A 21,270-nucleotide genomic window follows, 5' to 3' on the forward strand; every position below is an offset into this window, starting at 1 on the left:
GGGGTACCTGTTTTTACTCATCTCACGACCTCTAAAGCAGCTTGCGCAATGCAGTTGGGTTTTGATCGCCAACACTTCACCCTGCCAAGGGTTGGCATTTCTCTTCGATTGAATAAGAGCCTGCCCGTCACGCCATAACTGTACGTTTCACGGACCTGCGGTGAGTTCTTATTCGATTTCGTGGTTAAAGGCCTTGTTACAGACCAATTCCATTTGGTGCGGGTAGTTGAAAGGCTGCCGGAACCTTGGGGTCGCACAGAGCCATCCATCTGCCCCTCGACCGCTCCAGTGCTCAAATATTGAACAGCACCGGACATTCAGTGCGGGCGATTGTAGTTAGCTAGCGATGTATAAACCATGTCTTATAAAGAAATAATTTTTATCGATTACAGCAATAATCCTTCACCATTATTGCAAGTGTTCGCGATCTTATCGCGTTCGATTCTCAACAAAAACCACAAAAATTGCCGTGTTATTGGGCAACCCACCCCATCCCTTACGCGCTGTAAGGGCATGCAAAACCGGTGCAACCCCCCATAAAACAAGGCATTCGGACATTACCGAATGACTCACGTGGCGCACGCCTTGTGGCGGCGTGTAAACGACGAACTGACAGCACAATTTACCCTTGCGATGCAAATTTAAGCGCCGGTTTATCGGGTCAGAAACGTCCTGCGGCAACCTCCGTGTGACAACATGTCGCACACTGCGCACACCTGAAATTGTCCTGCGTCACGCTCCGTTCACAAATCCCCGCAAGCAAAAACGCCCCGGCCTTCCCTCAAGAAGGACCGGGGCGTTTTGGAGGCAGCGACTCAGGCGTTGCGTTGGCGATTGCGATAGATACCCAGTGGCACCAGGATCACCGTCAGCACGAACGCCACCAGCGCCCATTGCGCCAAGGACAGGCCCAGCACCGGCGGGTAAGGCGTGCTGCAGAAGCCATCGACCTGGAAGCCCAGCGGGAACACTTTGGCCAGTGGCAGTTCATCGACAATCGGTTGCAGCACATCGACGCCGCAACTGACCTCTGGGAAGAACTGGGTGTACACATGGTGACCGGCTGCCGCCACGCCGCCGAGGGCACTGAGTATCACCAGCCCTTCAAAAAACGTGAGGGCACCCTTGGTGCGCATGGCTGCGCCGATGAACGCGAAGATCGCGATCAACAGCAAGGCATAACGCTGCAGGATGCACAGCGGGCAAGGTGCCTCGCCCAGTACCACCTGCATATAAAGTGCACCGCCGATCAGCGCCAGGCAGATGATGCCCAGCAACACCAGAAAGCGCCGCTCCCTGCCTAAACGCAATTCGTCACTCATCTTAAGTTTCCCTTTGTCTGGTCGAGCCAATGGCCGCAAGTTTACACACAGAGAGTGGTTTAAACAGAGAGGCGTTAACAGCGGATTAATCAGGAGGAATGTTGTGAATGGACGAACGCCATCGCGGGCAAGCCCGGCTCCCACAGAGGACCCCATTTCCCTGTGGGAGCCGGGCTTGCCCGCGATGGCGCCGACTCGATGTGACGGTTAAAACTTACTCCAGCGCAGCAGCCGGCCCAAAGAACTCATACCGGCTTTGCTTCTCCGGTACACCCAACGCCTTGAGGTGGCGCTTGATCGCCGCCATGAAACCTTTAGGCCCCAGGAAGTACGCGTCCACATCCCGCTGCTCCGGCAACCACGCCGCCAGTTGCTCCTGGTTCAGCAGGCCGACCTTGTCCGCCGCCGGGCTCACGCCATCGTCCTCGGCGTAGCAATAAAAACGCTTGAGCTGCGGATGCTGCGCCGCCAGGCCATCGACCCAGTCACGGAAAGCATGCACCCCGCCGTTGCGCGCGCAGTGGATGAAGTGCACCGGGCGCTGTGTGGCCAGGGCCGCTTCCAGCATCGGCAAGGTTGGAGTGATACCCACGCCGCCGCTGATCAGCACCAGGGGCTTGTCGCTGGCGGCCAGGGTGAACTCACCGGAGGGCGGGAACAGGTCGATGGTTGCACCGACAGGCACCTGATCATGCAGGTAGTTGGACACCCGCCCACCCGCCTCACGCTTGACGCTGATACGGTACAGGCCCGAATCGCTCAGGGCCGACAGCGAGTAGTTGCGGCGCACTTCTTCGCCATCCAGCACCAGTTTCATGCCGATGTATTGGCCTGGGGCTGCGGCCAGGATCGGGCCGTTATCCACCGGGGCAAAGTAGAAGGAGATGATTTCGTCGCTCTCCTCCACACGCTTGACCAGCAGAAATGGCCGCGCCCCCCGCCAGCCACCCGGCGCCTGGGCTTTCTCGTCGTAAATCGCCGCTTCAGCGCCGATCAGGATATCCGCCAATTGGCCGTAGGCCGCACCCCAGGCACTCATCACCTCAGGGGTAGCGATCTCATCGCCCAACACTTCGGAAATGGCCCGCAGCAGGCACGCGCCCACGATCGGGTAATGCTCCGGCAAGATCTGCAGGGCCACGTGCTTGTTGATGATCTTGGCCACCAAGTCGCCCAGTTGGTCCAATTGGTCGATGTGCCGTGCGTACATCAGCACGCCATTGGCCAAGGCACGGGGCTGGTCGCCGCTGGCCTGGTGAGCCTGGTTGAACAACGGGCGAACTTCTGGGTACTCGGAGAGCATCATGCGGTAGAAATGGGTGATCAGCGCTTCGCCGCCGCTTTCCAGCAGGGGCACAGTGGATTTGACGATGGCACGGTCTTGGGCACTAAGCATGGCAGACTCCTGGGTCTTTTGACTGATTACCCTTGCTTACTCAGTATTCGTGCCAACTTATAAATCGTTATTTATCAATGACTTAAAATCAATGTAGTCAGTATGACTTCCTACGCCGTATAGTCATAAGGACTACAAGGAGTCATTATGACTGCGCAATCGTTGCTCACCACCCTGCTGCCTCTGGTCGCCGACCTGTCCCGCGAACTGCCTGAAGGCGAGCGCTACCGCCGCCTGCTGCAAGCCATGCGCGCCCTGCTGCCGTGCGATGCCGCCGCCCTGCTGCGCCTGGACGGTGAATGGCTGGTGCCGCTGGCGGTGGATGGCCTGAGTCCCGACACCCTGGGCCGGCGCTTCAAGGTCAATGAGCACCCGCGCTTTGCCGTGCTGCTGAGCAGCCCTGGTCCGACGCGCTTCGACAGTGACAGCGAACTGCCCGACCCCTATGACGGCCTGGTCGATGGCCTGCATGGGCATCTGGAAGTCCACGATTGCATGGGCTGCCCGCTGTTCGTCGACGATCAGCCTTGGGGGCTGTTGACCCTCGATGCCCTCGACACTGAGCGCTTCGAACGCGTCGAACTGGACGCCCTGCAAGCCTTCGCCAGCCTCGCCGCGGCCACCGTCAACGTGGCCGAACGTATCGAGCGCCTGACCCTGCGCGCCGAAATCTACCGCGAGGCCAGCGGCCAGCAACACAAGGAAATGATCGGCCAGAGCAAGGCGCACAAGCACCTGGTGGAAGAGATCAAGCTGGTGGGCGGCAGCGACCTTACCGTGCTGATCACCGGCGAAACCGGGGTGGGCAAGGAGCTGGTGGCCCAGGCGATCCACGCTGCCTCAACGCGGGCCGACAAACCGCTGATCAGCCTCAACTGCGCCGCCCTGCCGGAAACCCTGGTGGAAAGCGAGCTGTTCGGCCATGTGCGCGGCGCCTTCACCGGCGCGCTGAACGAGCGGCGCGGCAAGTTCGAGCTGGCCAATGGCGGCACGCTGTTCCTCGATGAAGTGGGCGAGCTGTCCCTGTCCGTACAGGCCAAGCTGCTGCGGGTGTTGCAAAGTGGCCAGTTACAGCGCCTGGGTTCGGACAAGGAACACCATGTGGATGTGCGCCTGATCGCCGCCACCAACCGCGACCTGGCCGACGAAGTGCGCAACGGCCGCTACCGCGCCGACTTCTACCACCGCCTCAGCGTCTACCCGCTGCAAGTGCCAGCCCTGCGCGAGCGTGGGCGGGATGTGTTGCTGCTTGCCGGCTTCTTCCTCGAACAGAACCGCTCACGCATGGGCCTGGGCAGCCTGCGCCTGACCGCCGATGCGCAGGCGGCGCTGTTGGCCTATAACTGGCCGGGCAATGTGCGTGAATTGGAACACCTGATTGGCCGCAGTGCCCTGAAAGCCTTGGGTAACTGCCGCGAGCGGCCGAAGATTCTCAGCCTGAGTGCCCAGGACCTGGACTTGCCGGACGTTAGCGCGCCCGCCATCGAAGCACCGGCCGAGGTGATCCCCATCGTCACCGGCGACCTGCGTCAGGCCACCGAGCACTATCAGCGCCAGATCATCAGCGCCTGCCTGGAACGCCATCAGCACAACTGGGCCAGTGCCGCCCGCGAACTCGGCCTGGACCGCGCCAACCTGGGGCGCATGGCAAAGCGGCTTGGATTGAAATAACGAGCACACTGAGTTCTAAGGTGGGAGCTGGCTTGCCTGCGATAGCATTGGGTCAGTTAAAAGTGAGCTGGCTGATACACCGCTATCGCAGGCAAGCCAGCTCCCACATTAGACCTGCTGTACCTTGAGGATCGTGTTCACAGGCTTAGGCTTCCTGAACACCAACACATTCCCCAACATCACCAGCACCAACCCCGCCAGCGCCGGTGCCGTCCACTGGTAGCCCTCGGCAAACGCCGACACATTCAACGCCACCACCGGGAACAACACGGTGCAATACGCCGCACGCTCCGGCCCCATGCGCCCGACCAGGGTCAGGTACGCGGTAAAACCAATCACCGAACCCGGGATGACCAGGTACCACAGCGCGCCGATGTACCGCGCACTCCAATCCATCTCGAACGGAATACCGCGCACCGCGCAGTATGTGGCCAACATCGCTGAGCCGTAGGCCATGCCCCAGGCATTGGTGGTCAGCGGCTTGAGCCCGGCCTTCTGTTGCAGGCTCGAGAGCATATTGCCCGCCGAGAAACACATCGTCCCCAGCAACGCCAGGCCCAGGCCGAGCAAGGTCTGCGGGCTGGCGGTATGCCCCACCAGTTCTGGCCAGAACAGCAAGCCCAGCCCTGCCAGACCAAGCCCGCCGCCCATCAATACGTTGCGCGCCACCCGCTGGCCGAAGAACACTCGGGCATTCAGCGCGTTCCACAGGGTGGCCGTGGAAAACACCACCGCCACCAGGCCGCTGGGGATCCATTGGCTGGCGGTGAGAAAGCACATGAAGTTCACGCAAAACAGGCACAGCCCCTGGGCCAGGCAGATCAAATGCCCGCGCCGGTTCATCACCTGCAACTTGCGGCTCACCAACAACAGCGCAAACAGCACCAGCGCCGCCAGGCCAAAGCGATAGACGATGGACACCGGGATCGCCACTACGCCCAACTGCCATTTGAGGGCGATCCAGGTGGTGCCCCAGATCAGCACGGTGAGTAGGTACAGGGAAAGGTTCATAACGGGCTCCATCGATTGAGCCACAGTGTTGCCCTGAACCCGCGCAAGGCGCTTGCACAATCTTGCGCTTTTGTCGGGAGGTGGGATCACAGCCATCGCCGCGCGGAGTAGGATGCAAGGCGTCAAAGAGTAATCACCATGCCTGATCTGGAATCGCTGCAAGTCTTTCAAGCCCTTAACCGCTCGCCCAACGCACGCCTGGAGGCCTGCGCCGAGCTCGGTGACGGCTTGTCTGCGGCCTTGTGGAGCAACCATCACGATGCCCAGGACTACCAGGCGCCAAGCCATCACACCTTGTCGTGCTACATCGGCGGTGGCACCGGCACCTTTCGGCGTGACCAGCCGGGCACCAAGGGCGGGCCCGACAAGCTGTGCATCCTGCCAGCCGAACATCAATCCGCCTGGGTGATCAACGGCGAAATCCGCCTGGCACACGTGTATTTCAGCCCGGAGCAATTCGCCCTCGGCTGCGTCACCCTGCTGGACCGCGAACCGCGCACGCTGCAATTGCGCGAAAGCACGTTCCTGGAAGACCCCAGCCAAGCGCGTCGCTTCCATCAGCTTATTGCGTTGAACTGGCATGAACCCGCCGAACGCCTGCTGACCAGCAGCCTGGCCCATGAAATGCTCAGCCACACCCTGCTCAGCCAGGTCGGCGCTCGCGAAGGGTTGCGCTTGAAAGGCGGATTGGCCGCGCACCAACGGCGGTTGTTGGTGGAGTACATCGACCAGCACCTGGAAGACCCGATCAGCCTCGGGCAACTGGCCGGGATGTGCGCGCTGTCCGAATACCATTTCGCGCGGATGTTCCGCCAAAGCTTCGGCTTGCCGCCTCACCAATATCTATTGGCGCGCCGGCTGACCCGCGCCCAGGCCCTGCTGCGCAATGGCGCCCTGCCCTTGGGTGAGATCGCCTGGATGTGCGGTTTCTCCAGCGCCAGCCACTTTACCCATCGCTTTCGCCAAGCCATGGGTGCCACGCCCGGCGAGTACCGCCAGGCGTTCTGCGCCTAGACCATCAAGCCCAACGTCTTGGCCTTGGCCACCGCTTGCGTGCGCCGCTCCACACCGAGCTTGCTGTGGATACGCCGCGCGTGCGTCTTGACGGTGTGCAGGGAGATAAACAGCCGGTCGGCGATTTCCAGGTTCGAGCTGCCCTGGGCGATCAGTTGCAACACTTCCAACTCGCGCTGGCTGAGAGGGTTTTCCACGGTACCCGGCGTTGAGGCCTGAGGCTCCATGCCCAACTCACTCAACAAGCCCGGCGAACGCAGACGCAGCTCGCGAATGGCCTGCTGAACCTGGCACCGCGCCGCCAGCTCCAGCCCGGTTTGCAGCGACCGTCGGGCAAGAGCGGGATCGCCGACTCGCCAGGCCACCTCCCCCAGCACCAGGTGCAACTCGGTCTCCAGGCAGAGCATGCCGCGCTGATGAGTGCTTTCCAACAATGCCATAAGCCGGGCCACCGGCTGCTCGGCGCAGCCCACTTTGACCTCGGCCAACACCAGCAGGTACTCGAGCCGTGGGATCAGCTCCAGGGTTGCCGGCGGCGCTTGCTTGGCCGTGGGCCCACGGAAATGGCGCAGTACACGGCGCACCGCTTCCACCGTCAACTCCGCACGGCCCTGCTGCAACCAGAAGTGCCCGCTGACCAGCAGCAATACCGCGCGGTATACCGTGTCCGGTACCTGGCGTTGCTGCATCAGGCGCTCGGCGTCGCGTAACTGGACAAAAGCCTGGGCATAGTCGCCGCGGTTGGCAGCCAGCAACGCCAGGCCAAGAAACCCGTAGAGCACACGTTTGTCCTGACTGTGCAGGCACATCTTCAAGCCGTTCTCGAAACATTCTGCGGCCAGGCTGTCCTGCCCCTGGCGCAATGCCAAATGCCCACGCCGCAAAGCGATACGTCCTACCAAGGGCCCGGCCTTGAGCCGCTGTTTGAGCAGTATCCCCTGCACATTCTCCAGCAAGCTTTGCGCGCGATACGGTGCGCCACGCTGTTCCAGCAATTGTGCATGGTCCAGCTCAAGCAGCGCTTCCAGCAGCAACGAGCCATGGGCACGCGCCAGGCACAGCGCCTCACGATTAAGTGACTGGGCCACGTCCAGCTCACCGCGCAACAAGGCTTGTTGGGTGAGCCCCGACAGGCACATCAGTCGCGACGTCCACGCGCTGTCGGGCAACGCTTGCAACGCTTCAAGAAAATGCACACGAGAACGCTCGGCATCACCGCCCAAATGCAACAGCCAACCCCATTGCGCCTGCCAGCGCGCCAGCAGGTAGCGTTGCTGCGCGGCCGTCGGCTGTGGCGCAAACCGCGCCAACTGGTCGATGCACTGCGCGGCCTGGTCAAAACGCCCGGCAAACAGCAAAGCGGCGGTGACCAGGCCCACCAGTTGCGCCGAGCCGAGCATCAGCTCATCGCCATGTTGTTCATGCAGGCGCAACAGCAACACGGCGTTCTGTTGACGGAACAGGTCCTCGAAACTGAAGTGCTGCAACAGGCTCACCGCCACTTCGTACTCCTCGGCCAGCAACGCCTGCTCGAAGGCGGCCTGCCAGTCCTGTTCGGCGGTAAACCACTGGCAGGCGCGTCGGTGCCAGGAGCGCTTGGCTGGCCACGGCTCGTCACGCAGCAATTGCGCAAGCGGCGGGAAGACCTGCAGCCAGTCAGTGTCTTCCCACGGCTGGATGAACGCACCGAGGGCCTGCAAATCACGCAAATATTGATCACCGTCGCCATAGCCAAACAGGTGCTCACACAGCCCGGCGTTGAAGCGCGGCAGGTGGGCGAGCACGCGCCAGGCGTCGGCCAATTCGATTGGCAAGGTGCTGAACAGTTCGTGTTGCAGGTAGTCGAGCAAGGTCTTTTGCGGATGACCATCGCCCAGCAACGCGATGCGCACGCCGGCGCACCAGCCGGCGCTGAACTGCAGCACGTTGTCGACAGACTGCCCCGGCGAATGGTTTAACAACTGCTGGATTTCGGCAGGGGTAAACGCCAGGTCGGCGCCGCATTCAAGCAGTTCATCGTCGAGCAGCAAGCGCGGCCAATTGCACATGGGGCGCCGCCGCGCCCCCAACCACCAGGTCAGCGCCGGGCTGCTGGCGGTGAGCAGACGGTCGAGCAAGGCATCGGTGTCCGGCGTGGGGAGCCGGCAGAAATCATCCAGGAACAGCCATGCAGGCGACAGCCAACGGGAGAGGTCCCGCAGCAGTGTGGCTTCATCGATAAACGCCAAGCCCAGGTTTTGCGCCAGGCGTTGGCAAAGTTCGAGGGGACTTAAGGCCACGCCATTGAGCGGCAGCCAGTACACCTGGCAGCCCTTGGGTGCCTGTAAGGCGCATTCGGCTAGCAGCGCGCTCTTGCCGCTGCCGCCAGGGGCGCACAGCAACTTGACCCTGGCTTGCGCTGCCAACAAAGGCTCGGCCAGGCGCGGACGCAATAAATGATGGGAGGACAGCCGGGGCATGAATCCAGGACGGTCCAGGCAGCGTGTCATGGCGGTCATTGCTGCATCCTGCTTTTTTATTGTTTTGCAACCTGGCGCCTACCCTAGTCCTGTGGCTGGCGGTTGTTGAAGAAGTATTCAGCAGGGTGATTGAAGGACATGCACAGAACCAGAGGTGAGAGGTGTTTGTGTGGGAGCTGGCTTGCCTGCGATGCAGGCACCTCGATCTGTCAGTGACACCGAAGCGATGCTATCGCAGGCAAGCCAGCTCCCACTTGTTGGTCCCACTTTGATTGGAAGTTAACGTATGCCCTCGGACCTCAGGGCAGCCGGGGTGTAGTCCGCCGCCTTGGCGGCGAAGCCGAACACGAAGCTGCTCTTCTCCTCGTTCTTCATGCCCAGGGCGATGTAGCGACCGGCGATGATGTCGTACAGGGTTTCCACGGTGTACGCCGGCACCTGGTGGTCGTAGTAGAACTGCGCATGCCCTTCGGCGACACGCCACAGTTGGCCACGGCCGTCGTAGTGGTCCACCAGCGCGACTTGCCAGCTGTCTTCGTCGATGTACATGTGGCGCTTGGCGTAGATGTGCCGCTCACTCGGCTTGACCGTGCCGACCACTTCCCACACGCGGTGCAACTCGTAGCGGGTCAGGTCCTGGTTGATGTGGCCGGCCTTGATGATGTCGTCGTACTTGAGCGTCGGCTGATCCAGCTTGTAGCTGTTGTAGGGAATGTACATCTCCTTCTTGCCCACCAGTTTCCAGTCGTAGCGGTCGGGGGCACCCGAGAACATGTCGAAGTTATCCGAGGTACGCAGGCCGTCGGAGGCGGTGCCCGGCCCGTCGTACGCCACTTGCGGCGCACGCCGAACACGGCGTTGGCCGGCGTTGTAGATCCACGCCAGGCGCGGTTCCTTCACCTGGTCGAGGGTTTCATGCACCAGCAGCACGTTGCCCGCCAAGCGCGCCGGCGCGGTGACCGATTGCTTGAAGAAGGTCAGCACGTTGGCGCCCTTGGCCGGGTCCATGTCGGGGATCAGTTGCGGCACGGCCACTTCTTCCTCGAAACGGATCGGCGTGTAGCTGCCGTTGGTCTGCGGGGTGGCCTGGGTGATGATGCGGCGCAGGTTGCCGCCGTGGTAACGGGTGATGTGGTTCCACAGCACTTCCACGCCGTTCTTGGGAATCGGGAACGCGTAGTAGCGGTTGCCGGTGAAGTTTTCCAAGCCATTGCCGTCGTTGATCGCATGCACGTTCAAGGCACTGCGCTTGATCGACTCGTAGATATCCGGCGGCAGGTTGACCGTGCGGTGGGTCGGGTACACCGGGATCTTATAGGTCTCGGGGTAGCGCTTGAACATCGCCACCTGGCCCTCGGAAAGTTTGTCCTTGTACTTGTCGACCGTCGCCGCGGTGATTACGAACAGCGGTTTTTCAGTGGCGAATGGGTCGGCGAGAAAGCCCTTGCTGTCCACGGCACCGGCGTTTTTCGGGATGCCACCGGTCCAGGCCGGAATGGAGCCATCGGCGTTGCCGGCTTTTTCGGCGCCGACCGGGGTCAGGGTGGTACCCAGCTTGGCGGCTTCTTCCGGTGTCACGGCGGCCATGACGTTGGCAGCCAACAGGCTCAGGGCCAATACGCCGCATTGCAGAATCATCTTGCGCATGAAGTTGTCCTTTTCAAACCGTGATCAGAAGTTCGCGCCGACGCTGAAGGAAAGGAAGTCGCGGTCGGTCAGGGTGTTGTAGTCGCCACCGAAAAAGTCGGTGTAGCTGAGGCTGGCGGTATAGGTGCTGCGGTAATCCGCATCCACGCCGATGCTGATGGCCTTGGCGCCTTTGTTGAACAGGCCGTTGGGACCATAACCGGCCACGTCATGGGACCACGACAGGTTGGGCTTGAGGTTCACCCCGAACAGCGCGTTGTTGTAGTCGAGGATCGCCCGGGCGCGGTAGCCCCAGGAGTTCGCCGTGACAAAGCCGTCGGTGTCGCCTTGGAAACCATAGGCGCCGTAGACCGAATCACGGCCGTAGCGAAGCTTGGATTTGTCTTCCAGCCCGCCGACGTGCACGTAGGCCGCCTCGCCCACCAGGGTCAGACGCTCGGCACCGAGCACCTGGTCAAAGAACTGGGTCATGGTGCTTTGGATCTGGGTGATTTCCTTGCGGCGGTAACCTTTGTTGTCGTCGCCGAAGTTGCTGCGGATGGGTGAGGCCAGTTGGCCGGAGACTGGGTTGATCAAGGCCAGGGTCAGATCAGTCGTATTGAGCTGCACCGGCGCATTGGGCCGGTAGCTGATTTCCCCGGTCCACGCCGTGCCGGTGGGCAAGGTGGTGGAAAAGCTGGCACCGAACAGGCGAATATTTTCCGGGTAATCGAGGTAGTACTGGCCGCGTCCGAGCATCAGACTCTGGACCAGGCCGGGGCCGCTGGTGGGCGCACGAGCGTTGGCGGCGGCGGAGATCGCGGCAAGTGTGAGTGGGTTCGCGGTATTGGTGATGGTGCCGACGGTGGGTGTACGACTGTGGTAATTCATGAAGTACAGGCCGTACTCGGTGTCATCCCCCAACCAGCGCAACGCCGCACCGAACTGCCCGCCATCACGGGCATCCCGATCCCGTGCGCGCTGCACAATCACACCTTCGCGCGTTACCTCAAACCCCTGCCCAAATGCTGCAGCCACAGGTTGCAAGGGCGCGATGGCCGGATTACCCACGGTGTAATTGCTATTGCACCCATGGGCTGCCACATCCCCACCGAAGAATGTGCCGCAGTTATCAAGCACCGTGTTTTCCCAGTTCAACTGGTAGAAGCCTTCTACCGTCAGTTGGTTGGTCAGGCTCTGGGAGGCAAACAGCATGTTCACCGGAATCAGCCCTTCCTTGATCTCGGCCCCCGGACGGCGGAAAGCCGAAACGTCGATGGGGTTGATGCTGTTGATGGAGTTACCAATAAAGGTACTTTCGCCCCAACTGACCACTTGCTTGCCCAGTCGCACGTTGCCCGGCTGATCGCCAATGGCGTAGTTGTGATACACAAAGGCATCGAGCAACTCATAGCCGGATGAGCGTGCGCCCTCGTCGCGATGGTGATTGCTGATCTGTTTGAATTCGCGGTCTTCGTCCTGCAGCTCAAAGTCGTACCAGTACTTGCCGCGCACGAACACGCCGCTGTCGCCGTACTTGAGCTCCAAGTCGTGAATGCCCTTGAAGATCTTGGAGAAGGTCTCGCCCTTCTTGAAGTTCAGCCGGCCGTCATCCCCGGTAGACGCCTGCCCGGTGCCACCGTTGACGGTGCCCACCAGCTTCTTGTCGGCGTCGCGCATGCCCCAACTCGCGCCCACCGAGAGTGATGAGTCGAATTGCCCTTCGATCTCATCGCCAATGTTGAACGAAACAGCCTGTACCTGGGCACAGCAACCCAGTGCAACCGCAGCGGCCAGCGCCTGTGGCCTGAAGATGGCGCGCATTGTTGTTTTTGTCATGCGTCTTCCCCGGTGAGTGACAGAAGGCCCCACCCTACTGCCGCGCATCAGGAGCGATAAGCGCACCAAGGAGGGATTCGTGTTGTCGCTCAAAAGGATTAACGGGCGCTCTGGCCGGCGTCTTGGCGCGGGCATGGATCGGGTGGATGGCGGGTTATCAGGGGAATGGATAGCGCCCAGACCGACTATTGCCAGTTTCGCAACAGTCCTTGTCATGAATCGGGATTACTCATTTTGTTACAAGCGACTATTCTTATCTCGCTTTCAGGGCAAACGGCCCGCTTCCCCAACCGGAAGAAAAGCCAGTCTTGAATGGATTGATGCCTGTTTTCAATCTGTTAACGGTGTTCACTGACGTTGATTTGTCGCTCCTTGATCCAACGTCTTACTTTGGCCGCTGCCTTTGCAGCGGCCTTTTTTATGCCAAAAATAAAACGGGGCGCCATCAGCGCCCCGCAGGATTCAAATCTTTTCAAGCAACGATCAGAGGCTGTACTTCTGTAAGTTGGCCATCATCTCCTTCAACGCCTCGATGTTGTCCTTAGGATGAGCCGCACCGTCGAAGTCGCAAATCTGCTGCCAATGCGCTGCCACATCGTCGGGGGAGAAACCTGCCTCAGGGTCAAAGCCCACCCCCAGGCTGCGTTCCCAACGGGTCTTGCCGATCCAGCCGCCGCCCACTTCGAACAACCCCGACGTTTCCTGGCACGCTTCGCTGCCCAGGTACACCACCAACGGGCTAACCAGCTCAGGTTTGAGACGCTCGAACACCTGCGGCGGGATCAGGCCTTCGGTCATGCGCGTGCCGCCGGTGGGGGCAATGGCGTTGACCAGGATGTTGTTCTTGCGCCCTTCCAACGCCAGGGTGCGAGTCAAACCGTACAGTCCCAGCTTGGCCATGCCGTAGTTGGACTGGCCGAAGTTGCCGTAGATGCCCGAGGTGGACGCGGTGAAGATCACCCGGCCGTAACCTTGCTCGCGCAGATGGGGCCAGGCGGCGCGGGTGACTTTGTAGGCGCCTTCGACATGCACCCGGTAAACCAGGTCCCAATCGCTGTCGTCCATTTTGTGGAAGGTCTTGTCGCGCAGGATGCCGGCGTTGTTGACCACCACGTCGATACGGCCGAACGCGTCGAGGGCGTTCTGGACGATCTTGTCACCGTCGGTGACAGAGTCATGGTTGGCTTCGGCAGTACCGCCTGCTTCGCGGATTTCAGCAACCACCCGGTCGGCAGCCGAGGCATTGGCGCCCTCGCCCTGGGTGGAGCCGCCCAGATCATTGACCAGCACTTTAGCCCCGTGTTTGGCGAACAGCAGCGCATGAGCCCGGCCCAATCCGCCGCCGGCACCGGTGACGATCACGACCTTATCCTGGAACTGCACTGACTCACTCATACCGAACTCCAATGGCGACAATGGGAATGGGTCGAGTGTCAGGCACACAGGCGCGGGTCACAATAAAGTCGGCTGGGGCTGAATGGTGCGCGATAAGGCTGGGGGATGATTGTGGGAGAGCAGGCTTGTGTGGGAGCTGGCTTGTCTGCGATAGCATCACCGCGTTTTTTTCATATGGACCGAGGTGTTTTCATCGCAGGCAAGCCAGCTCCCACACAGGGCCGGCAATCCGCTCGCGAAACGCCCAGTAATGCTTGAGCACCTGCACCGGTGCCTCGATCTGCGGGTAGTGGCCGATGTTGGCCAGCAACACCGTGTCAGCGTGCGGGACCAGCTCGCAGTACCGCTCCACCATGTGCGCGCCGGAAATCGGGTCGACTTCACCGTCGATCACCCGCAGCGGTACTTCATCGCGCTGCATGGCCTGCACCCAACGCTCACGCATGCGCCTGCGCTGCGGAATATAGGCAATGAGCTTGTGCAGGATGCGCGTGCCTTCGTTGCAATTGATCAGGCTCCAGAAATCATCCAGGGCGCTTTCGCTGGGGCGGGTGTTAGGGCCGAAGATCTGGCTGAAGCTGTTGGACAGCGCATTGCGACCGAACGCGCGACCGATCATCCAACCCAGGGGGCTGAGCAGAAGCTTCTGCACCAGCGCCGGGCGATGGGTTTCGGGGAACAAGCCACCGTTGAGAAACACGCAACTGGCCATCTGGAAACGGCCTTCATAGTGCCGGGCCAGCAGTTCCTGGGCCACGCTGTCGCCGTAGTCATGGGCTAACACATGCACCGCCTGGTCGACCCCAACGTGTTCCAACAAGGCCTGCTGCAAATCGGCCTGTTCCAGCAAGCAGTACGCGTGATCCAACGGTTTGGCCGAATCGCCAAAACCCAGCATGTCGCAGGCGATGACCAGGTTGCGCTGGGCCAGGGGTTGCCACAGGTAATGCCAGTCCCAACTGGCGGTGGGGAAGCCGTGGATCAACAGCAGGGGCTCACCCTGCCCCGCCACCCAATAACGGATGGTGCGACCACGGAACACAAAGCTCTGCCCGCGCTTGCGCCAGGCTCTGAGCGGGATCTCGGCGAGTGGCATCAGCTTTTATACCCCGGGTCTTGGCTGTCCAACTTGCGCAGCAACGCTGGCCACGCCAGCGCGCCACCCATACCTTGTGCGCTCTTGGTGACGGCGGCGACCATCGCTTTAGCGCCTGCGAGAATCTGCGGCCCGATGGGAATCAACTCCGCACCGCCATTCTGCGCCAGCACCTGGATATCGCAGGCGCGCTGGAAGGTGAACATCATCAGGAAAGTGTCGGCGATGGTGCTGCCACAGGTCAGCAGGCCGTGGTTGTGCAGCATCAGGAAATTGTTGTCGCCGAGGTCGGCCTGCAAGCGGGCCTTCTCTTCATGGTTCAGCGCCACGCCTTCGTAGGCGTGATAGGCCAGGCTCGACAGCACGAAGATCGATTGCTGGCTGATGGGCAATACGCCCTGCTTCTGCGCGGCCACCGCAACACCCGACGCAGTGTGGGTGTGCAGCACGCAAGTGACGTCATGGCGTACTTCATGGATGGCACTGTGGATGGTGTAGCCCGCCGGGTTGATCTCGTAGGGGCTGTCCATCAGCTTGTTGCCGGCCTGGTCGACCTTGACCAGGCTCGACGCCGTGATCTCGTGGAACATCAGCCCATAGGGGTTGATCAGGAAGTCTTCGGTGCCCGGCACCTTGGCCGAGATGTGGGTGAAGATCAGGTCGTCCCAACCGTGCAACGCCACCAGGCGATAGCAGGCCGCCAGGTCGACGCGGGCCTGCCACTCGGCAGCACTGACCTGATCTTTGACATTCTGTGGCGATAGAACGGGGGCTAGGCTCACGACAATGACCTCCTTGGCGCATTTTCTTATTATTTTTTTAGGTGAAGGGCCAGTCTAGTCAGACGCCCTGCCCGCCGTAGTTGCCTTGGCAGCCAGCTTGATGACCGTACGAGTCAGCGTTGAGAATAGTTTAAATCTGGCGAACCGGCGTCAGAGAAGCGCCGCCAATAAAGGCGCTGCAAGTAGGTTGAGCAAGCCCGTCAACACCATCACCAAGCCCGCCACAGAACCTTCTTCGCCGCCCACTTCCCGCGCACGGCTGACACCCACGCCGTGCGCGCCAACGCCAAACAATGCGCCCCGCGCCATCGGTGTACGCAGCGGCAGCCACTTAAGCAGCACGCCGCCAAGCATGGCGCCGAACACACCGGTGAACATCACAAAGACAGCAGTGAGTTCCGGCACGCCGCCGAGGTCGGAAGACACCGGCATGGCGAACGGCGTGGTGATCGAACGGGGCACCAGGGACAGCGTCACCGAACTGTCCAGCGCCAACGCATTGGCCAAGCCGAACGAGGTGGCAATCGACGCCACGCTGCCCGCGATCATGCCGAGCAACAACGCCGACCAGTGACGCGCGAGCAAGCGACGCTGTTGCCAGATCGGCACGGCAAACGCCACGGTGACCGGGCCCAGTATCAACATCAGCCAATGGGTGTCGGCGGCATACTCGGCATAAGCAGTGTTCAGTGGCACGGCCACCGCCAGCAGCAGCACCGGCACCAGGATCGCCGGTGACAACAGGTAGCGCCCGGTGCGACGGTAGATCCAACGGCTGAACACATAGGCGCCCAAGGTCAGGGCGAGCCAGAACAACGGCATCAGTTCAAGATTCATGGCGCAGCTTCCAGCGACACACCAGTTCCACGGTAAAGGCCGTCACCAGCATCACCGCCAACGTACTGAACGCGATCACCAGTAGGATGCGCCAGCCGTCGTTGCGCAACAGGCCGCCGTAGTCCAGCAGGCTCATCAGTGCGGGAATAAAGAACAGCAGCATTTCCGCCATCAACACACCCGCGCCCAGTTGCAGGGTCGCCGGCTTGACCAGGCCGCTGGCGAAGGTTGCCAGCAGCAACCCCAGCCCGACGACACCGCCAGGGATCGGCAACGCCAGCCACGTCGACAGTTGGCAGCCAAACAGGTAAATGGCCAATAAAACGACCAGTTCAATCAGCAGACGGATGAAACGTTTCATGAGCTTTGATTCCTCGTAGGCGCTCATTTTAAAGAGTCACCTCCCATCCCCACAGCGAATTGTTAGACTGCCAGCCATTCCAAACTGGAATTATGATCATGGAATTCAAACAGCTGCGCAGCTTTGTCGAAGTCATCCATCGAGGCGGTTTCACCCAAGCGGGCAAAACCTTGCACATCAGCCAGTCCGCCGTCAGCAAACAGGTGGCACAGCTTGAACAGAGCTTGGGCACGCCATTACTTGAACGCACCGGCTCGCAGATCCGCCTGACCGCCGCCGGCCAGGTGGTGTTGCAACGGGCCGAAGCCATGCTGCGCCTACAGGGCGAGTTGCTCAGCGAGTTGGATGACATGCAGCAACTGACCCGTGGCGAATTGCGCCTGGGCTTGCCGCTGCTGGCGGGCGACACCTTGTTCGCCGGGCTGTTTGCCGAGTACCGGCGGCGCTATCCGAAGGTCACCATTCAACTGCTGGAAGGCGGCAGCCGTACCATCGAACAGGCGATCCTGAGCGGTGAGTTGGATGTGGGCGGCAGCCTGATGCCCAGCGACCCGGCATTCGCCTGGCAGCCCTTCTGCGATGAACCGCTGGACGCCCTGCTGCCGATGGATCACCCGCTGGCGCAAAACGCCCAGGTACGCCTGGAGGAATTGGCTGACACGCCATTTTTGATGTACCAACGCAGTTTTGTGCTGAACGACCGACTGCTGCAGGCCTGCCAAGGGGTGGGCTTTACGCCGAAGGAAGTCGGGCGTAGCGGGCAGGCAGATTTTCTGGCGGCGCTGGTCGCGGCCGGCCAGGGCGTGGTGCTGTTGCCCAGCGTGGTTGCCCGTGCGCTGGTGCGACCGGGTGTGGTGCGCCTGACGCTCAAGGCGCCCGACTACCTGCGCTGGGACATCGCGTTTATCTGGCGTGAGGGCGCCTATCTGTCGAAAGCCGCCCAGGCCTGGCTGGCGTTGTTGCGCGAGTTTCCGGTCAACCGCGCAGTGCAGTGACCAACTCGGCCAACCAGGGTTCGGCGTCGGCCTCGGGGGTGACGCTTTCGCTGGCGTCCAGGCGCAGCATCGGCAGCACCTCACGCACACCCAACTCGCCGAACAGCTCGCGCATTTGCTCGCCGCCGCCGCAGAAGGTGTCGCCGTAGCTGGCGTCGCCCAGGCCAATCACTGCGCCGGGCAGGCCACGGAAGGCCGCAGGCAGTTGATCGCGAAGGGTGGAGTAAAGCGGTTGCAGGTTGTCGGGCAGCTCACCCATGCCGGTGGTGGATGTCACCGCCAGGAACGCATCCGGTGCAAACGCTTGCACATCCGCCAGGGTGGCGCGGGGGTTGTGCCAGGCGTCGAAACCGGCTGCGTTGAGGATACCGGCGGCGTGGCGGGCAACTTCTTCTGCCGTGCCGTAGACCGAGCCGGAAAGGATGGCGACTTTCATCAATCTGATCCTGTAGTTGAGCGAAAGCGTGGGATGTTAGCAGCTCAACTGCGGCGGACGAAAAAACGTCTCGATCACATGGACAGATTGCTACGTTGTCTTAGACTTGCGACAACCTTAAAGCACGGATTTGCCCGCAATGATTAACGCCCAACTGATGCAAATGGTCATCAACGCATCCAACGACGGTATCGTTATCGCCGAACGGGAAGGCAAGGACTTGCCGCTGATCTACGTCAATCCGGCTTTCGAGCGGCTGACCGGCTATTCCCGCGACGAGATCCTCTACCAGGACTGTCGTTTCCTGCAGTCCGGCGACCGTGATCAACCGGCCCTGATCGCTATCCGCGAAGCCCTCGCCAGCGGCGGCACTTGCCGTGAAACCCTGCGCAACTTCCGCAAGGACGGCACGCACTTCTGGAATGAGCTTTCGCTATCAACCACTTACAACCCGGCTGACAAGCAGACTTACTTCGTGGGCGTGCAAAAAGACGTCACGGTTCAGGTCAAGGCCCAACAACGTGTGTCCCAGTTGGAAGCCCAAGTGGCCGAGCTCAAGGCCGAGTTGGCCGCACTCAAAGCGACGGGCGGATCTAACATTAATTAGAAAAAACGGTCATTAAGAGGATAATGGCGTTTTAACACCTAGCCCTTGAGCAAGCCCCATGCAACGCGACACATTGTTGACGCAGGACGAGCTGGACTTCATTCAGATGATGCACCACAACCCGCAGCTCAACCTGCGGGATGCATCGTCGAGCCTGACCGTTAACGGCGGCGCACAGATTCGTGATTTGCTCACTCGCCTGGCCGCCCACGACCACGTAACGATCCAGGCGCAGTTCGACAACCAGCAACTCACGTTCCCCCTGCACCTGGTGGAAGATGAGTTTCACGCGGTGCACCTGCGCCTGGGCGTGCCGACGATCTTCGAAGACGGCCCCATGATTCGCCCGTGGCGCCTGGCGCTGGAAGCAGCGGTGGCGCTGGAAAACATCAGGGGGCACGCCAGCGCGTTGTGGGTGCATGAAGTGTCGTTCAAGGGTGTGTTGGTTGAGATACGTGGCCGGGTCAAACCGCCCAAAACCTTCTCCCTGTGGTTCAGTCCTTCGGGCTATGAGCGCATTGCGCTGCGCGGGACGTTCGAGCGCGAAACCGCGCGCGGGCTGTTCGCCTATCGGCTAAGCCAAGCCGATGCCGACGAAACCGAGCGCCTGCGCCAGTTCATCCTGCATCAGCACCGCCTGGTGCACCCCGAAGTCCACGCCTGAGATCAGGTGTCCAGGTGACCACTTAGAAACTGCTGCAAGCGGCGCTGCATCAGGCGCCCTTCATTGCCCAGGCAGCCGATGGAAGAACCCGACAAGTCGGGCTGGATCAGGTCTGACGCATCGCCGGCCAGCAGCAAGGGACAATCCAACGTCAGCGCCAAGCGCTGGAGCCGCAGCGGCAGCTCGCTGCTCGGGGAGCGGTTGGAAAAAAGCACCAACGCTTGGGGACGGGTCTTTTCACACACCAGCGTCAGTTCATCGAAAGGCTGGCCGACACCGACCACCTTGACCGAGTATTTCTCTCCCGACATCAACACACCGGCCACCAGTAGTTCCAGCTCACGGCACTCTCCGGCAATGGCCGACAGCAGTACCCTGGGTACCGGCGCAGCACAGGCCAGTTGCAGGCGTTGGGCAGTGCGTGAACGCAGGAAGTTGTCGTAGAACAGCCATTCACTGGCTTGGCCAAAGTGGCCCTGATGACGCAGCAACTGTTGCCACAGCGGCATCAAAATATCTTCAAACACCACGTCGATGGGATAGGCGCAGAAGATCTGGCCGTAGAGCCGGTCGAGTTGACGGTCGTCGAAAGCGCTGACGGCCGAACGCAGTTGGCTCTGCCACTGGGTCCAGTCCACCTCGGTGTCAGCTCTTGCGAGCGCAGCAGTTTCGGCGTGCTGAGCGTCACGGGCAAGGATTCTGCCGACTTTGCTCACCGCAACGCCGCGCTCGATCCAATCGAGGATGCGGTGCACGGTGTCGATATCAGTGCTTGAGTACAGCCGATGCCCACTTTCGGTGCGAACCGGCTGGATCAAACCGTAGCGCCGTTCCCAGGCGCGCAGTGTGACGGGGTTCACGCCTGTCATGCGCGCAACTTCGCGAATCGGGAACAACACCTCGCTATCGCCGTGGATAGCGGATGCGGTTTCGCGAAGAGGAGCAGTGATTTCGGGCATCTGGAGTCGAAAACGTCCATGTAGGGAGGGTCGCATTTAACGCTGTTTAGCGCACCTGATTCAAGGTTTTCGGCGGTCCGTCAGAAGTGTCTGGCGTATTTTGGCAAAACAGGAATAATCCTTGCCTGCTTTTTCAAGCGTAGCAGCTCTACCCGCCGCTATGCCTGGTGCACCGCCTACCCGGTCAAGTGCACCCACAAATACGGAGATACACAATGTCTACCTCTCCCGTCACCCTGATGGTTGCGCGTCGCGTGGCCAAGGGTCGCTACGAAGAATTGATGGCCTGGCTGCGTGAAGGCGAGCAATTGGCCACCGACTTCCCCGGTTACCTGGGTTCGGGCGTACTTGCCCCGCCGCCCAATGATGATGAGTTCCAGATCATTTTCCGCTTCGCCGATGAGAAGACCCTGCATGCCTGGGAATTTTCCGCCTCGCGCAGTGCCTGGTTAAGCCGTGGCAGCGAGCTGTTTGCCAACCCCTCGGAACATCGCGTGAGTGGCATTGATGGCTGGTTCGGCGCAGTCGGTGCACGCCCGCCACGCTGGAAACAAGCCGTGGCGATCTGGCTGGCGTTTTTTCCGGTGTCGCTGATCTTCAACTTTGTACTGGGCCCGTTGCTCAGTGAGTTGGACCTGCTCCCCCGTGTGTTCGTCAGCACCCTGGCCCTCACGCCGCTGATGGTTTACTTGTTCATTCCGCTGTCGACTCACCTGCTGGCCAACTGGCTGCACCCCACGCCCACACCGCGCAAGGCCACCGAAGCCGCCGCGTGAGTACAGGGGGCCCGGTCGCTGGTA

19 protein-coding genes are annotated in these 21,270 nt (G+C 61.0%); 6 read left to right on the forward strand and 13 right to left on the reverse strand.

What is annotated here, in order from left to right; genetic code table 11:
- Nucleotides 1-815: 815 nt before the first annotated feature.
- Entirely contained in the window at nt 816-1,322 is a 507-nt protein-coding gene (locus CFE47_RS26125) for a disulfide bond formation protein B (protein WP_286841474.1), read from the reverse strand.
- Nucleotides 1,323-1,536: 214 nt separating this feature from the next.
- Entirely contained in the window at nt 1,537-2,718 is a 1,182-nt protein-coding gene (gene hmpA / locus CFE47_RS26130; RefSeq protein WP_185710349.1) for an NO-inducible flavohemoprotein, read from the reverse strand.
- Between the two features lie 147 nt (nt 2,719-2,865).
- Here hmpA and norR point away from each other — a divergent pair, with 147 nt between their 5' ends.
- Nucleotides 2,866-4,389, forward strand: coding sequence for a nitric oxide reductase transcriptional regulator NorR (gene norR / locus CFE47_RS26135; protein WP_286841477.1), 1,524 nt, complete (start codon nt 2,866-2,868; stop codon nt 4,387-4,389).
- A gap of 108 nt (nt 4,390-4,497) precedes the next feature.
- Here the strand turns inward: norR and CFE47_RS26140 are convergent, their stop codons facing one another.
- Nucleotides 4,498-5,400: a DMT family transporter gene (locus tag CFE47_RS26140; protein WP_286841479.1), complete on the reverse strand. Its 903-nt coding sequence runs from the start codon at nt 5,398-5,400 to the stop codon at nt 4,498-4,500.
- A 138-nt stretch (nt 5,401-5,538) separates the two neighbouring features.
- Here CFE47_RS26140 and CFE47_RS26145 point away from each other — a divergent pair, with 138 nt between their 5' ends.
- Nucleotides 5,539-6,414, forward strand: a complete 876-nt coding sequence (locus CFE47_RS26145; protein ID WP_286841481.1) for a helix-turn-helix domain-containing protein — start codon at nt 5,539-5,541, stop codon at nt 6,412-6,414.
- Here CFE47_RS26145 and CFE47_RS26150 read toward each other — a convergent pair.
- The 8 genes from CFE47_RS26150 to CFE47_RS26185 form a co-directional block, all read right to left on the reverse strand.
- The gene (locus CFE47_RS26150) at nt 6,411-8,912 is read right to left on the reverse strand and encodes a LuxR C-terminal-related transcriptional regulator (RefSeq protein WP_286841483.1); all 2,502 of its coding nucleotides are present in this window, start codon (nt 8,910-8,912) and stop codon (nt 6,411-6,413) included. The genes CFE47_RS26145 and CFE47_RS26150 overlap by 4 nt on opposite strands.
- A gap of 240 nt (nt 8,913-9,152) precedes the next feature.
- The gene (locus CFE47_RS26155; RefSeq protein WP_185710354.1) at nt 9,153-10,520 is read right to left on the reverse strand and encodes a DUF1329 domain-containing protein; all 1,368 of its coding nucleotides are present in this window, start codon (nt 10,518-10,520) and stop codon (nt 9,153-9,155) included.
- A gap of 24 nt (nt 10,521-10,544) precedes the next feature.
- The gene (locus CFE47_RS26160; RefSeq protein WP_286841577.1) at nt 10,545-12,323 is read right to left on the reverse strand and encodes a DUF1302 domain-containing protein; all 1,779 of its coding nucleotides are present in this window, start codon (nt 12,321-12,323) and stop codon (nt 10,545-10,547) included.
- Nucleotides 12,324-12,821: 498 nt separating this feature from the next.
- Nucleotides 12,822-13,733, reverse strand: coding sequence for an SDR family oxidoreductase (locus CFE47_RS26165; protein WP_286841485.1), 912 nt, complete (start codon nt 13,731-13,733; stop codon nt 12,822-12,824).
- A gap of 190 nt (nt 13,734-13,923) precedes the next feature.
- Nucleotides 13,924-14,829, reverse strand: coding sequence for an alpha/beta fold hydrolase (locus CFE47_RS26170; RefSeq protein WP_286841487.1), 906 nt, complete (start codon nt 14,827-14,829; stop codon nt 13,924-13,926).
- The gene (locus CFE47_RS26175) at nt 14,829-15,611 is read right to left on the reverse strand and encodes a class II aldolase/adducin family protein (protein ID WP_185710357.1); all 783 of its coding nucleotides are present in this window, start codon (nt 15,609-15,611) and stop codon (nt 14,829-14,831) included. Before CFE47_RS26175 ends, CFE47_RS26170 begins: the two co-directional genes overlap by 1 nt.
- A 150-nt stretch (nt 15,612-15,761) precedes the next feature.
- Nucleotides 15,762-16,448 (reverse strand): LrgB family protein, encoded by a 687-nt coding sequence (locus CFE47_RS26180; protein WP_286841489.1) that lies wholly within the window; start codon nt 16,446-16,448, stop codon nt 15,762-15,764.
- Complete coding sequence (locus CFE47_RS26185) at nt 16,438-16,809, reverse strand: CidA/LrgA family protein (RefSeq protein WP_286841491.1); 372 nt, start codon at nt 16,807-16,809, stop codon at nt 16,438-16,440. The genes CFE47_RS26180 and CFE47_RS26185 overlap by 11 nt, the downstream gene beginning before the upstream one ends.
- 98 nt (nt 16,810-16,907) lie before the next feature.
- Between CFE47_RS26185 and CFE47_RS26190 the strand changes: the two genes are divergently transcribed.
- Nucleotides 16,908-17,804, forward strand: coding sequence for a LysR family transcriptional regulator (locus CFE47_RS26190; protein WP_185710360.1), 897 nt, complete (start codon nt 16,908-16,910; stop codon nt 17,802-17,804).
- Here CFE47_RS26190 and CFE47_RS26195 read toward each other — a convergent pair.
- Nucleotides 17,785-18,240 (reverse strand): flavodoxin, encoded by a 456-nt coding sequence (locus tag CFE47_RS26195; protein ID WP_286841493.1) that lies wholly within the window; start codon nt 18,238-18,240, stop codon nt 17,785-17,787. The genes CFE47_RS26190 and CFE47_RS26195 overlap by 20 nt on opposite strands.
- A 139-nt stretch (nt 18,241-18,379) precedes the next feature.
- On the opposite strand from CFE47_RS26195, the gene CFE47_RS26200 reads away from it, so the two are divergent.
- Both CFE47_RS26200 and CFE47_RS26205 read left to right on the forward strand, forming a co-directional pair.
- Nucleotides 18,380-18,847: a PAS domain S-box protein gene (locus CFE47_RS26200; RefSeq protein ID WP_286841495.1), complete on the forward strand. Its 468-nt coding sequence runs from the start codon at nt 18,380-18,382 to the stop codon at nt 18,845-18,847.
- 58 nt (nt 18,848-18,905) lie between these two features.
- A complete protein-coding gene (locus CFE47_RS26205; RefSeq protein ID WP_286841497.1) occupies nt 18,906-19,511 on the forward strand; it encodes a hypothetical protein in 606 nt (201 codons plus the stop codon).
- 2 nt (nt 19,512-19,513) lie between these two features.
- On the opposite strand, the gene CFE47_RS26210 is transcribed toward CFE47_RS26205, so the two are convergent.
- Nucleotides 19,514-20,470 (reverse strand): MerR family transcriptional regulator, encoded by a 957-nt coding sequence (locus tag CFE47_RS26210; protein WP_286841499.1) that lies wholly within the window; start codon nt 20,468-20,470, stop codon nt 19,514-19,516.
- 215 nt (nt 20,471-20,685) lie between these two features.
- Between CFE47_RS26210 and CFE47_RS26215 the strand changes: the two genes are divergently transcribed.
- Nucleotides 20,686-21,246, forward strand: coding sequence for an antibiotic biosynthesis monooxygenase (locus tag CFE47_RS26215; protein ID WP_185710365.1), 561 nt, complete (start codon nt 20,686-20,688; stop codon nt 21,244-21,246).
- Nucleotides 21,247-21,270 lie beyond the last annotated feature (24 nt).

Source organism: Pseudomonas sp. PGPPP1, assembly GCF_002255865.1.
GTDB classification, from domain to species: Bacteria; Pseudomonadota; Gammaproteobacteria; order Pseudomonadales; family Pseudomonadaceae; genus Aquipseudomonas; species Aquipseudomonas cremoris.